Origin of the sequence: Bradyrhizobium sp. sBnM-33 (genome assembly GCF_032917945.1) — a bacterium.
Lineage (GTDB): Bacteria > Pseudomonadota > Alphaproteobacteria > Rhizobiales > Xanthobacteraceae > Bradyrhizobium.
The window spans coordinates 2,730,793-2,743,831 of sequence record NZ_CP136624.1 but is presented as its reverse complement, the minus strand read 5'-3'; the positions used below and the strand labels follow the sequence as shown (position 1 = coordinate 2,743,831).

The 13,039-nt window shown below is 61.2% G+C and carries 12 protein-coding genes and 2 pseudogenes; 9 read left to right on the top strand and 5 right to left on the bottom strand.

Features of this window, described 5'->3' with window-relative positions:
- Window positions 1-12: 12 nt before the first annotated feature.
- The 4 genes from RX328_RS12625 (at window position 13) to RX328_RS12615 (ending at window position 2,537) form a co-directional block, all read left to right on the top strand.
- The gene (locus RX328_RS12625) at window positions 13-450 is read left to right on the top strand and encodes a LexA family protein (RefSeq protein WP_317258727.1); all 438 of its coding nucleotides are present in this window, start codon (window positions 13-15) and stop codon (window positions 448-450) included.
- Between the two features lie 200 nt (window positions 451-650).
- Entirely contained in the window at window positions 651-1,982 is a 1,332-nt protein-coding gene (locus tag RX328_RS12620; protein WP_317258726.1) for an IS1182 family transposase, read from the top strand.
- A gap of 178 nt (window positions 1,983-2,160) precedes the next feature.
- Window positions 2,161-2,400 carry a helix-turn-helix domain-containing protein gene (locus tag RX328_RS43540; protein WP_213257398.1) on the top strand — a complete coding sequence of 80 codons (240 nt, stop codon included), beginning with the start codon at window positions 2,161-2,163 and terminating at the stop codon, window positions 2,398-2,400.
- Window positions 2,316-2,537, top strand: a complete 222-nt coding sequence (locus tag RX328_RS12615) for a hypothetical protein (RefSeq protein ID WP_213257402.1) — start codon at window positions 2,316-2,318, stop codon at window positions 2,535-2,537. The genes RX328_RS43540 and RX328_RS12615 overlap by 85 nt, the downstream gene beginning before the upstream one ends.
- Here the strand turns inward: RX328_RS12615 and RX328_RS43535 are convergent.
- On the bottom strand, window positions 2,497-2,643 hold the full coding sequence (locus tag RX328_RS43535) for a hypothetical protein (RefSeq protein WP_213257399.1): 147 nt from the start codon (window positions 2,641-2,643) through the stop codon (window positions 2,497-2,499). The genes RX328_RS12615 and RX328_RS43535 overlap by 41 nt on opposite strands.
- An 80-nt stretch (window positions 2,644-2,723) precedes the next feature.
- Here RX328_RS43535 and RX328_RS12610 point away from each other — a divergent pair, with 80 nt between their 5' ends.
- Window positions 2,724-3,227 (top strand): transposase, encoded by a 504-nt coding sequence (locus RX328_RS12610; protein WP_249727349.1) that lies wholly within the window; start codon window positions 2,724-2,726, stop codon window positions 3,225-3,227.
- Between the two features lie 399 nt (window positions 3,228-3,626).
- On the opposite strand, the gene RX328_RS12605 is transcribed toward RX328_RS12610, so the two are convergent.
- On the bottom strand, window positions 3,627-3,956 hold the full coding sequence (locus RX328_RS12605) for a Fic family protein (protein WP_249727351.1): 330 nt from the start codon (window positions 3,954-3,956) through the stop codon (window positions 3,627-3,629).
- Window positions 3,957-4,612: 656 nt separating this feature from the next.
- Between RX328_RS12605 and RX328_RS12600 the strand changes: the two genes are divergently transcribed.
- Window positions 4,613-6,001 (top strand): M16 family metallopeptidase, encoded by a 1,389-nt coding sequence (locus RX328_RS12600; protein ID WP_409410922.1) that lies wholly within the window; start codon window positions 4,613-4,615, stop codon window positions 5,999-6,001.
- Window positions 5,998-7,359: a M16 family metallopeptidase gene (locus RX328_RS12595; protein ID WP_409410923.1), complete on the top strand. Its 1,362-nt coding sequence runs from the start codon at window positions 5,998-6,000 to the stop codon at window positions 7,357-7,359. Before RX328_RS12600 ends, RX328_RS12595 begins: the two co-directional genes overlap by 4 nt.
- 557 nt (window positions 7,360-7,916) lie before the next feature.
- Here the strand turns inward: RX328_RS12595 and RX328_RS12590 are convergent.
- Window positions 7,917-9,051, bottom strand: a protein-coding gene (locus RX328_RS12590; protein WP_317258725.1) for an IS630 family transposase whose coding sequence is annotated in 2 segments (ribosomal slippage) — window positions 7,917-8,123 and window positions 8,125-9,051 — 1,134 coding nt in all. Because the reading frame shifts where the segments join, the coding sequence is not laid out codon by codon here.
- Between the two features lie 38 nt (window positions 9,052-9,089).
- Between RX328_RS12590 and RX328_RS12585 the strand changes: the two genes are divergently transcribed.
- Window positions 9,090-9,371, top strand: a complete 282-nt coding sequence (locus RX328_RS12585) for a LexA family protein (protein WP_108522735.1) — start codon at window positions 9,090-9,092, stop codon at window positions 9,369-9,371.
- Between the two features lie 396 nt (window positions 9,372-9,767).
- Window positions 9,768-10,469, top strand: a complete 702-nt coding sequence (locus RX328_RS12580) for a molybdate ABC transporter substrate-binding protein (protein ID WP_213255937.1) — start codon at window positions 9,768-9,770, stop codon at window positions 10,467-10,469.
- A gap of 622 nt (window positions 10,470-11,091) precedes the next feature.
- Here RX328_RS12580 and RX328_RS12575 read toward each other — a convergent pair.
- Window positions 11,092-11,411, bottom strand: a pseudogene (locus RX328_RS12575) (hypothetical protein).
- 83 nt (window positions 11,412-11,494) lie between these two features.
- A pseudogene (locus tag RX328_RS12570) lies at window positions 11,495-12,209 on the bottom strand (ROK family protein).
- Window positions 12,210-13,039 lie beyond the last annotated feature (830 nt).

Sequence of the window (13,039 nt, the reverse complement as noted above, 5' to 3'; positions counted from 1 at the left end):
ACGAATCCAACGATGAGTCAAAAATCAGGCGCGCGTTTCACCGAGAAGCAGGGGCACTACCTCGCTTTCATCCATACCTATTCGTACATGTTCGGACAGCCGCCCGCCGAAGCCGACATCCAGCGCCATTTCCGCGTCAGCCCGCCGACTGTCCACCAGATGATCGTCACCCTCGAACGGAACGGCTTCATCCGACGTCAACCCGGCGTCCCCAGAAGCATCGAGATTCTCTTGCCACCGGAAAACTTGCCATCCTCAAATGGCTCGGTATCAAAACGTCAAAATCACTATGATGAACCACTAGGAATGCTGAAAAGTGAGTCTCCCCGCACCGCCCGCCGCGCCGCATCATCGAAGCGGTCATGTTTGACCGGCCGATCGGTTCAATGTCGGCGCGCGAGCTTCCATCCTTGTCCGAGGATACGTGGGGTACTCTTCGGGATCGGCTAACGGACGGCGCCCGTGGTAGACAAGACGGGTTGACGGCCAAGTGCCTGCGCTGCGAAAGCCGCGTTTTTTTATTCAGACACGAAAGCAAGGCGAGCGCCGGCTACCCTATTTTGTGCTCTATAAGGGCGGGGATCCTAGGAGCCTGTCCGAGTAATCGGATTTTTCTCGACGAAGAACAAGCGTCGTGATTCAAACGGTGGATGAGCAAGACATTTCGTCCTTGGGACGTTGATCAGGTTTGGCTGCTGCCGCCATCGATCCAGGATTTGATGCCTTCCGGGCACACGGCCCACTTTGTGCGCGACACGGTTCGCACCGGCTTGGACCTGTCGCGGATCATGGATGTCTACGACGAGGAGCGCGGCTTTCCGCCCTATCATCCTGGCATGATGGTAGCGCTGCTGCTTTATGCGTACAGCCAGGGGATCTACTCGTCGCGCAAGATCGCACGGGGCTGCGAGGAGCGGCTGGATTTTGCGGCTGTAACGGGGATGCAGCGTCCGGACTTCCGCACGATCAGCGAGTTCCGCAAGCGGCATTTGGCTGCGCTCTCCGGATTGTTCCGGCAGGTTCTTGCGCTGTGTCGCGCGGCGGGGCTCGTGAAGCTTGGCCACGTGGCGCTCGACGGCACCAAGATCAAGGCCAATGCCGGGATCAACAAGGCGATGAGCTATGGCCGGATGAAAGAGGCCGAGCCGAGGCTTGCGGCGGAGGTCGAGGGCTGGCTGGCCCAGGCCGCCCAAGCCGACAAGGCTGAGGATCGTCAGCTCGGAGCCTCGAAGCGTGGCGACGAAATGCCCGAGTGGATGGCCAACAAAGAGAAGCGGCTGGAGAAGATCCGGACCGCCAAGGCTGCGCTGGAAGCTGAAGCCAAAGCCAAAGCGGCCTCGAAGCCGGGCGACGACCGCTCCGGCGACGGCGGCAAGGGCCGGCCGGGACGCAAGTCCAAGCCCGTCACGGCAGAGCCGAGCGACAAGGCGCAGCGCAACTTCACCGATCCCGACAGCCGCGTGATGCCGACCAAAAACGGCTTCATCCAGGGCTACAACGCACAGGCCGCCGTCGATGGCGCCCATCAGATCATCGTGGCGCACACGCTGACCAACTCGCCAAGCGATCAGGCGCAGCTTGCGCCATTGCTCGATGCCATCAAAGCCAATCTCGGGAAGAACCCGGATGAAGCGTCGGCCGATGCAGGCTATTGCTCGCAAGCCAATCTTCGCACGCTCATTCGACGCCGGATCGAGGGCTACGTCGCCACCGGACGGCAAAAGCACGGCACCAAGGCGGCCACGACAAAAAGAAAGCTCAAATCCGGCACGCTCGTCGCCAGAATGAGCACAAAGCTCAAGCGCGCAGGCTATCGAAGCCGATATCGATTGCGAAAACAAATCGTCGAGCCCGTCTTCGGTCAGATCAAGCAGGCAAGAGGCTTCCGCCAGTTCCTCCTGCGCAGCATCGACAAGGTCAAAGCCGAATGGGCCATGATCTGCATCGCCCACAACCTCGCAAAACTCGCCGCCGCACGCTGAGGAGAACCTGTCTCCCCAAAAAAAGCTTCAGAACCCGCTTCGCTTAATCCTAAGTCCATTATAGGGACAGGCTCCTAGAGAGCGGTTTTCGGTTGATGTGAATCGGAACAGTAAGGGGGTTCCCAGAGGCGCGCAAATCAGATTCGAGTTGCTTTGACAGCAACGGCGAGGTCGCGCGATGGCGAAGGGATACTCGAAGGACCTCAGGGCGCGGGCGGTTGCGCTTGTCGAAGACGGCGAGAGCAGACGGGAAGCGGCGCGGGTGCTCGGTCTCAGCGCCTCGACCGCAATCCGCTGGATCGAGCGCTGGGCGACAACGGGCAGTGTAGCGGCATGCCCGGCACGGGCCACTGCCGCTCGCCGCTCGAGGCGCATCGCCAATGGCTGCTTGATCTGGTCGCAGCGGAGCCGGACTTGACGCTCGAAGAGATTCGCGCGCGGCTCAAGTCCGAGAAGCGGCTGAAAACCGGCACGACCTCGGTCTGGCGCTTCTACGAACGCCACGATATCACGTTCAAAAAAAACTCTGCACGCCGCCGAACAGGATCGTCCTGATGTCGCTGCAGCGCGTGCCGAGCTGAAGGTCGAGCAATCCAAGCTTGATGCGCCGCGCCTCGTGTTCATCGACGAGACGGCGGTTACGACGAAGATGGTCCGGCATCGCGGCCGCTCACCGCGTGGCGAGCGTCTCGTTGCGAGCGTGCCCACGGCCACTGGAAGACGCTGACGCTTGTTGCCGCGTTGCGCATCAACGGCCTGACGGCGCCTTATGTCATTGACGGCGCGATGGATGGGCCATCGTTCCTCGCTTATGTTGAGCAGATCCTCGCGCCGATGCTGCGAAAAGGCGATATTGTCTTCATGGAAAACCTGCGCACCCACAAGATCGACGGCGTTCGCCAGGCGGTCGAAGCGGTCGGCGCCAAAGTGCGCTATTTGCCGGCCTACTCGCCGGACCTCAATCCGATTGAAATGGCATTCTCGAAGCTGAAGACGGCGCTGCGCAAGGGTGCCGCGCGCACCAGAAGGAGCGCGAACTGTACGAGCACCTCGCCGCCCATTTCAGGCAGCTTGCCGAGCAAATCGAAAAGGCCATGGCCGAACGGTCTGAGTGAGCGATTAAAAACCGTGCTGTCCGTTTCCTGCCGCCCCGCAAAGGAGAGAAGGCGGCTTGATAAAGCTCCGCAATTCTCGTCACTCCATCCGAAGTCAGTTCAGAAAACTCATTCTCGCGGGCCCGCTTGAGAGTCCGCCTGCATTCTGTTGCAGAAACCCGAAGAGATTATTTAGCGTTCGTTCCGGCATGTCGACGATATTCTCGACCCCTCGTGCGGAAGTTATCGAAGCTCTGCAAAATCGGGTTTCCTTCGGAAGATCCTGTTCGACGGTCCTCTGCACGCATTCGTACAGAAACTCGGCGTGTGGCGTCGCGTCGAAGAAGCGGTAAAAGTCGCCCGGTATCGTTCACGACCTTCATGTTGCCTTGTGGCGTCGGATCCCCATTCAACACACGGAAGCAATCTAATCGAATAGCTTTCCAGCACTTCCTTGTATTCGCTGATCTTGTCGAGAGTGACTGCCGAAACCGGAATGTCGATTCCAGCGGGATTGAAATCCTCGTCGTGCCAGAACATGGTGCATCAGCTATCGGTGAATGCGGCCATTGCCGTCCTCAAAGCGGTGGATAAAGACGAAACCGAAGGCCAGCACGGCGGCGGCGACGACTGGATCAAGCTCATTTTCCGCCGCATGATCGAATGCGATTGGTCCGCGGACCAGGGAGGCGATATCTTCGTGGCGCGCGCTGATATGATCCGGGATCGGTCTTTGCGTCTCGCGGTCGTGGTCGCCGACGAAACCAGCTTCGGTACGGAAGCCGAGCTTCACGAAGCGCTCATCGCCGATCGCGATGCGCTGCACGCGTAGAACCTCTGCCTCATCGAGCGGTCCCCGTCCCGCCTTCCCGATGACCATTCCCCATCGCTGGATACGGTCCTGCGGTGGTCTCTCGCCTTCTATTGACGTAGCTCGACTTTGAGTCTTTGAGGAGAAGAACGGCAGCGGTTCGCGAGCAGATCTTTTGGAATCTGGCTCACTACGGCGCGGGCGCGTTCCTTGATATCCAGCGCAACAGACCCACCAGTACTGGCGTCTTGAAAACGAGCGGGCAGAAGTCCGGTGTACCCGGCAGATTGTTGCGGACACGATGCCGTGCCGAATTCTGCCCGGAACTGGCGTACTGGAGCTCGGTGTCAACGGAGATTCAAGTCGGCGCCCCAACAGCCATTCATGGAGAAACTAGATGCGACGTGTGTAGAGTTCTTGAAGGAGACGTCCTCTCGGGCGTGACTATCCGAAAGGTACCGCGTTTACCGTGAGGAAACTTCGGCAGGTAAAAGGTTTGCCACGAGAGGCGCTGGCGCACCGCGCGGAGACGATCGAACCTAACGTCAATCAGCGATACGTATGGTTTTACAATCTCATCCTCGCGGCCGGGCCTCACATGAGCAAAGCTTAATGCGGGGCGGCGCGTCTCTCTCCGTTTCGTGATGACTGGCACGGACAGTGCCGTGTAGGGTGCCCGTGCTTTCGCGCCCCGACCGCATGTTCGGGCTTCCATAAGGATCATGATGCCCTCACACCGAGCGACCGCCCTTTTCGTTGCCGCACTTGTTTGCACGACCTCGCTGTCAAGCAGCGGCCTCCGCGCCCAGACCACGGTTACCTCCGAACGCCCCGCCAGCTTCACGCTCGACAACGGCCTGCAGGTTGTGGTGATCCCCAATCACCGCACGCCTGTCGTGACGCAGATGATCTGGTACAAGCTCGGCTCCGCCGACGAGACGCCGGGCAAATCCGGGCTCGCGCATTTCCTCGAACATCTGATGTTCAAGGGCACCGCCAAGCACCCGGCCGGCGAGTTCTCGCAGACCGTGCGGCGGGTCGGCGGCAACGAGAACGCCTTCACCTCGGTCGACTACACTGGCTACTACCAGCGCGTGCCCCGCGAGCAGCTCGGCTCCATGATGGAGTTCGAGGCCGACCGCATGATCGGCCTCATCCTCAAGGACGAGAACGTGCTGCCCGAGCGTGACGTCGTGCTGGAAGAATACAACATGCGCGTCGCCAACGAGCCGGACGAGCGGCTGACCGAGCAGATCATGGCCGCGCTCTACCTCAACCATCCCTACGGCCGCCCGGTGATCGGCTGGCACCAGGAGATCGAAAAGCTCGACTGCGAGGATGCGCTCGCGTTCTACAAGCGCTTCTACGCCCCGAACAACGCAATCCTGGTCATCGCCGGCGACGTCGACGTCAAGGACATCCGCCCGCTGGTGGAGAAGAACTTCGGTCCGATCCCGGCGCAGCACGCGATCCCCGCGAAGCGCGTGCGGCCACAGGAGCCGATGCCGGCGGCGCCGCGCACCGTGACGCTGTCGGATCCGCGTGTCGAGCAGCCCGGCCTGCGCCGCTATTATCTGGTGCCGGCGGCCGCAACGGCGGCAACGGGCGAAAGCCCCGCGCTCGATGTGCTCGCGCAATTGATGGGCGGCGGCGCCAACTCCTATCTCTACCGCGCGCTGGTGATCGACAGGGGTCTCGCGATCAGCGCCGGCGCTGGCTACGATGGCACGGCGCTCGACCCGTCGCAATTCTCGATCTCGGTGACCCCCAAGCAAGGCGTCGAGTTCGCGCCGATCGAGGAGGCGATCGACAAGGTGATCGCCGACCTCGCGCAGAATACCGCACGCGCCGAGGACCTCGAGCGAGTCAAGACCCAGCTCATTGCCGAAGCGATCTACGCCCAGGACAATCAGGCGACCCTGGCGCGCTGGTATGGCGGTGCCCTGACCACCGGTCTCAGCATCGACGATATCAGGAGCTGGCCGGACCGCATCCGCGCCGTCACCGCCGAGCAGGTGCGCGACGCCGCGGCCAAATGGCTCGACAAGAAGCGATCGGTGACCGGCTATCTGATCAAGGATACTGCGCCGAAACATAAGGAGAAGCGCTCGTGACCTATTCCCTCACCCGCCGCGCGGCACTGATCGGCGGCGCCTGCGCCGCGATGCTGACGCTGTCATCCGCGCCCTCGCAGGCTGCAGCCAAGATCCAGCGACTGGTGTCGCCTGGCGGCATCGAGGCGTGGTTCGTGCAGGACGCGACCGTGCCCCTGATCGCGATGAAATATGCCTTCAGCGGCGGCGCGAGCCAGGATCCGGCCGGCAAGCCCGGCGTCGGCAATCTGGTCGCCGACCTGCTTGAGGAAGGCTCAGGCGATCTCGATTACAAGACCTACCATGAGCGGCTCGACCGCCGGGCCATCAAGTTGAGCTTCTCCGCGACGCGCGATCACTTCCGCGGCTCGCTTCGCATGCTCAAGGACAACAAGGACGAAGCGTACGACCTGTTGCGGATGGCGCTGACCTCCGCGCGGTTCGAGCCGGCCGACGTCGAACGCATCCGCGCCCAGGTGATCTCCACCCTGCGCCGTGAATCGACCAATCCGTCCTCGCTGGCCGACCGCAAGGTCCTCGAAGTCGCGTTTGGCGATCATCCCTATGGCAGGCCGGCCACCGGCACGCTGGACAGCGTACCGAAGATCGAGATCGCCGACCTGAAGGACTATGCGCGCCGGATCCTCGCCAAGGATACGCTGCGCATCGTCGTGGTCGGCGACGTCGATCCCGATACGCTCGGCAAGCTGCTCGACAAGACCTTCGGCGCCCTGCCGGCCAAGGCTGAACTGACGCCGATCCCCGACGTCGTGGCGGCCAAGCCGCCGCAGCGCGCCTTCATCCCGCTCGACGTGCCGCAGACCGTCGTCACCTTCGGCGGACCCGGCATCAACAGGCACGACCCGGATTTCATGGCGGCCGATGTGGTGAACCACATTCTCGGCGGCGGCCCGTCGTCGCGGCTCTTCAAGGAAGTGCGCGAGAAGCGCGGGCTGGCCTATTCGATCCATGAAGCGCTGCTCTGGATGGATCACTCCGCGCTGTTCATCGGCGAGACCGGCGCCCGCGCCGATCGCGCCGGCGAGACCGTCGATGCGGTCGAGAAGGAAATCTGCCGCATCGCCGAGGAGGGCCCGACGCAGCAGGAGCTCGACGAGGCGAAGTCCTATCTCAAGGGCTCGCAGATGCTGGCGCTCGACACCTCCTCCAAGCTGGCGCAGGAGATGCTGCAGTATCAGCTCGACAAGCTGCCGATCGACTATATCGAGAAGCGCAACGCCATCGTCGACGCGGTGACGCTTGATGACACCAGGCGGGTCGCGAAGAAGCTCTGGGGCGACGGCCTGCTCACCGTAATCGTCGGCCGCGCCCCGCAGGTGGCCGCCCAGCCGGCAGCGGCGACCCCGAAGTCGAACTGACGCTTTCTAGGCGCACCTCCGTTGCGGCTTATCCCTGTCCCTACCCCCTCCCCCGCGAGGGGCCGCAAGGGGGGACCTGAACGGGGCGCTCACCTCACAGCGCGTTGCAGATGACTCCGAAGTCATTGGGATCAGTAAGGGGCGCATTGGCGGACGGACTCCCTACGGGCTCCCTCCCCCTTTGCTGACGGGATCCCCGAAAGTGATTGATCGAGAGGGAGGAGCCTCGCAGCTCCGCCCACCGGGTCACCGGAGGCGGTCGCCCGCCCCCGGTTCTCACAGAACGTGGCGTGCGGATTTCCCGCACCACGCTCTTCGGCAGTTGGTTCACAGCTTTCACTGCTATCTGTTCAAGTTTCGTTTCCCCATGTGGCCGGCTTTCCCGTCCTCGGAGTGTCGGGTCGGGGGAGTCGCCCATTGAAGGGCTTGCCTCCGCCCGCCGCTCAAACGGCTCGTGCAGTTTTCCCGCAAGCCGCTTTCATGAATGGGCTTTCGTGATCTGAAGTGAAGGGATCAGTGAGACAAGGCAAGGCAAGGCAAGGCCAACTAGTGGTTCATCACAGTGATTTTGACTCTTTGGCGGTGGTTGGATATGCGCGGCCGAGTTTGGCGCGGGCTTTGTCGGTTGTGAACATCCATTTGATGCGGTCTCGTGCTTTGTTTCGCTGCCGTTGCCATGCTGCGATCTCTTTTCGGAGCCGTTTGGGATCGTCGATGCGGCGGCCGAGACACTGGCGCTGTAGCACGCTGATCTCGCACTCGATTCATGTTGAGCCAACTGGCGTGCTTCGGGGTGAAGTGGAATTCGAGGCGACGCAGGATGCGACGGGCCTCGGCGGGCGCAAATGCTTGATACAGCGCCCCAGGCTTATGGATCGACAGATTGTCCTGCACGACACGGATACAGGCGGCATCGGGATAATGGACGTCGACGAGTTCACGCATGCAGTGGGCGTAGTCCACGGCCGCGCGGCGGTCTGTTATCTTGACGTTGCGCCAGCCGCGATGCGGATCGAAGGTGACGAAGAGATTGACGGTGCCGTTGCGGCGGTACTCATAATCGTAGCACTCGCGCTGTCCGGGCTTGGCCGGGATCGGCTGACGCACCTCGCCGATGAGCTGGACGGGGGTCTCGTCGAAGCAGACCAGCGGCCGCTCGGAATCCGGCGCCTCGGAATAGAGATCGAGCACGTCCTCCATGCGGGCGACGTATTCGCCGTCGACATGGGGAATGCACCACCACATGTCCCTGCGCCATGGCTTGAGGTCGTTCTCGGCCAGCCGGCGACGCACGGTCTCGCCCGACAGGCTGTCGTGATCGGTGAGCTTGACCATCGTGTCGGCCAGCAGCGTCAGCGTCCAGCGTTTGCGGCCGGCGGGCGGCTTGGCGCATGCGGTCGCGACCAGCAGGGTCTCTTCCTTGCCCGTCAGCTTGCGTTCCGCGCCCGGACGCGGCTCCTCGCTCAAGGCCCGCTCCAGATTGCTTTCCACGAAGCGGCGCTTGGTCCGGCCGACGGTGGAGAGGCTGACACTCACGGTCCGGGCAATCTCCTCGTCGCGGCGGCCCCGATCGGCCGCCAGCAAAATCTGCGCCCGCTTGAGCTTGCGGGCGGCGTGCTTGCCGCCGCCGAGCATCGCCGTCAGTTCATCGCGCTCGGCTTGGCTCAATTCGACCCGATAACGTACATTCATGCTTTGCCTCCTTGGCGGAGGCCGGGGCCAATCCAACGATGAGGCAAAAATCAGGCGCGCGTTTCACCGAGAAGCAGGGGCACTACCTCGCTTTCATCCATACCTATTCGTACATGTTCGGACAGCCGCCCGCCGAAGCCGACATCCAGCGCCATTTCCGCGTCAGCCCGCCGACTGTCCACCAGATGATCGTCACCCTCGAACGGAACGGCTTCATCCGACGTCAACCCGGCGTCCCCAGAAGCATCGAGATTCTCTTGCCACCGGAAAACTTGCCCATCCTCGAATGGCTCGGTATCAAAACGTCAAAATCACTATGATGAACCACTAGGTGAGAATGAGGGAAGTACTTTTAGCGCCAGTGGCGGACGTCATTCTTCAGTCGATCCGACGGCGAGCCGGAGGTGAAAGGCCGGCCCTGAATGTAGCCGCTGGATTGAACCCAAAATGCGAAAGCATTGTTGCCGTCTTGGCGGCACGAGGGGGACCGGCGTCATTTGTCATCTATCTTGTCGTACCAGTCGTGTCCGGTTGCGGACGTTGATGTGGAGAATCCGACTACTGCACCTAAATCATTCCGCGGGTGCCGCTTCGGGCACGTGCTTTTTCTTCTTCAAGCGACGCGCACAGCACTTTCGCGTTCGGCACGCCGATTGCTGAGATGAAGATGCCGCAGTTAAAAGGCGGCGCGCTGGTCACCGACCCAGGAATTCACAATGAGACTTGCTCGATTGATATTGATCAATGCGGCGTTGAGGCTAGTCGTAACTGTACAAGCGGCAGACATTAATGTGGCCCTCGCCGCCAACTTAACCGCACCGACCAAGGAGATAGCCTCGACCATCAAGCGGACGGCTGGTCACGGGGCAGCTATGAGATCGGGCGCGAATGGACAATGTTACAACCACGTCACGCAAGGTGCGCAATTTCAGATCTCGGCCGACACGCGACCAACGGAGCTGGTCGTGGATGAAACCGTACTACCGGAAGGCCGCTTCATCAACACGATCGGAAACTTCCTACTTTGGAAGAGTGCGAATCTCGTGAACGGCGCGGAGATGTCCAAGAGGATGGCCTTCGTAAAATTATCGATCTGCCTCGCCGAGACACCTTTTAAGGTAGCCGTGATCGAGTCAGTGAGTTCGCCCAGCGTTCATGAGGCCATGCAGCCGAAGGGCATCGAGGGCGCGACAGTCACGCGGGCGGATCAATACGAGATCGGCTATGACGAGCTCGCCTTCGTCACGAGATTTCAATTGATTGGTGATGATGCCTCGCGCTGGCTGATGCCGCAGGAGCTCCATGGTCCCATTGAGCAAGGTGCCGCGTCGTCGAAGGGAAGCGCCGACCGCGAAGCAACGCTGGGGTTCATCTCCGAAAGGCCTGAGGCTCACGTGATCATTGAGCGCTATGGTTAGGTGCTCGAAGAGCCAGCCCTGGACCGCAGGTCGGCTGGGATCTGGTAGTCGGCAAGGCGGACGATCAGGCTCGCCAGCCTCACGGCCGTGATTCTATCGGCATCGGGATGGCGACGTTCACTTGACTTGGTGATCTCGATTTGCTGGGACCCAAATCGACTAGCGCAGCGCAAGCATGGGATACGGATGACGCACTGGGGCAAACCACAACCGCGCGTGATTGAAGGCGGTAAGGCCGATCGCGCATTGCATGCTGATGCTTCACAGCCGCGGATAGTGTGGAACTTCTGGCCGCTTGCGGCGGTCCTCCTCAACGCGCTACTGTGGGTCGGCATCTGCTGGGTCATTTACGCGTTCTCATGAGCAAGGCGGCGTGGCCAAAGCAGCCAAGTTCGCGCCACAAGGATGGGCGCGTTGGCAAGCGCCATCTGGCATACACGCCTGAGGTCATCGACTGACCTCTCTCAGCGGGTCGCGAATATTGGAGGCACGTGCGTACGCACGCCAGTTGGATTAGCCCAACTTAAGCCGTCACCAACGCCAGACGCCGCAATACGCTTCGCCATTGCGCCCTACCACCTAATCAGCCGCAATTCCAGATCGGCCCGGTCGGCGTCCGCGTTCAGCACGGGCCAAAGCTGCCGCCATTGTAGCGGCTGTCGTAAAAGCCGGGCCGGCCGAAATAGTGCCAGGCGCCATCATACCCGTAGTAACGGGGGACCGGGTCAATGTACCAAGGGCGCCGGTCGCGGCGTGCCGATCGCCGCATCGCGTCTTTCTGGGCGTAAAGTGGAAGGCTGTTGTTCAGCGGCTGCTGGTCACCCGGCAGGAAGCCATAGCCGTGCCAGCGCGGAGCCGGCCGCTTTTGAAGCGGTGCGGCCAGAGCGCGACTGATAACAGCGACAGGACGATAGCAGTGAAGAGATACACAAGGCGGGACATGCGGACACCATAGACAGTCGATCGTTGAGAGGCCATTCAAATCCAGGTGCAAAGCTCACGCGCCTATGCAGCTGCGGCATTTTCTATCGCCGTACGCCGGACGATCTAACTACCCCCTTCTTCCACAGCCGAAATCCGCCCTCGAACGCGTTGGTGTTGACGCCGAGGCGGACCTTGCGCGGCAGCTTGTCGACCTTGCCGGCGTTGCCGCCGCCCAGCATGATGTAATCCGGCTCCACGGCTGCGAGCAGGCGCCTGATGACGTCATCGACCGTGCGTTTGCTATTTCTTCCTGCCAACGCGCTTGAGGGCTGCGGCGCCGACATATTGCTCGAATGTCTTGCCGTTGCGGTACGGCAGGTGAGCCAGCTCCATCAATTCCAGAATGCCATCCACGATCATCGCGGAGCCAAGACCCGTGCCGAGGCCGAGGAACAGCATTCGGCCGCCCTGATAGCTGCCGATCGCCTGCATCAGCGCATCGTTGACGACCTTGGTCGGGCGATCGAAGGCCCTTTCGAAATTGAAGCCGGCCCACCCGAGACCGAGATTGTGAGGCTCCGACAGGGGCCGGTTGTTGACCACAGGTCCGGGATATCCGACCGCGACGACGTCATAGGACCAGTCCTTCGTCAGCGCCTTGACCTTCCTGACCATCACTCTCGCTGATAGCTCGGGATCGGACGCAAACGCGCGCCTGGTTCGCTCCCTGTTGGTCGTGACCTTCACACGCGAACCACCGATGTCGATCACGAGGACCGTATGCCGCGATGCTTGCTTGCCCGCTTTCTTCGCCATGAAGCCGCGCCCTGCTCGGCCGGATGATCATAACTCCAGCCGATCCTTACCTGAAGCAGGGAGACAAGCAGCATCACAGCTTTGTTCTCCATTCGACTCTATTTTGTTCGCAAGGAACGAATCGGAATCGCGCAGATCAGTGCGGGCCAATTCTTAACAACGCGTTTGCTTCGTGCTTGCACGCGGATGCAGCAAGCAGCCGGATGAAACGAAACAAGCATAGCCCGGATCAGCAGAGCGCTATCCGAGCCTGCTCGGTCGATCGATCTTACCCTAACCCCCGCCCTCCGGCTTGATCCCCGCCTTCGTGATCGGCAAGAGGCGCGCTCCTCGCTGTCGCGAAAGGCCGATATCTCCTGCGGCGTGGTCGGCCAGGTGGCGGCCCCTATGCGATATGCGAGGCTGCTACGGGTCTTGGGTCAGATCTCAGTATACGTGCTGAATATGCTGGCGAGCCGTGACATTCCCCAAGCGTAACACAGCCTGAAGTGGCCGCTATGTGACTCCATCCCAAGATCAGCCACAGAATCGATTACAATGTAACGCATCGGAAGATCGCCATAAACGGAAATCGATTTTATGGTGTTTGGTGCTGGGAAACCTTTGCAGCCTCCGTTCAGGACCGCGCGTAGAAGCGCGGCCGTTGCGATATCGAACTAGGAGATGCCCCCATCCGGTAGTAGGAACGACAGACAGGCTGATCGAGATGTTCGGAAAATCGCGCATCATTTGAGCTCTGCAAATCAGTCCTAACGGTGCAGCTTAGACGCGTTGGCGAACGCGCTCTCCATGCCAGAACCACAGAAAGCGCTTTTGATGTTGCACGCGCG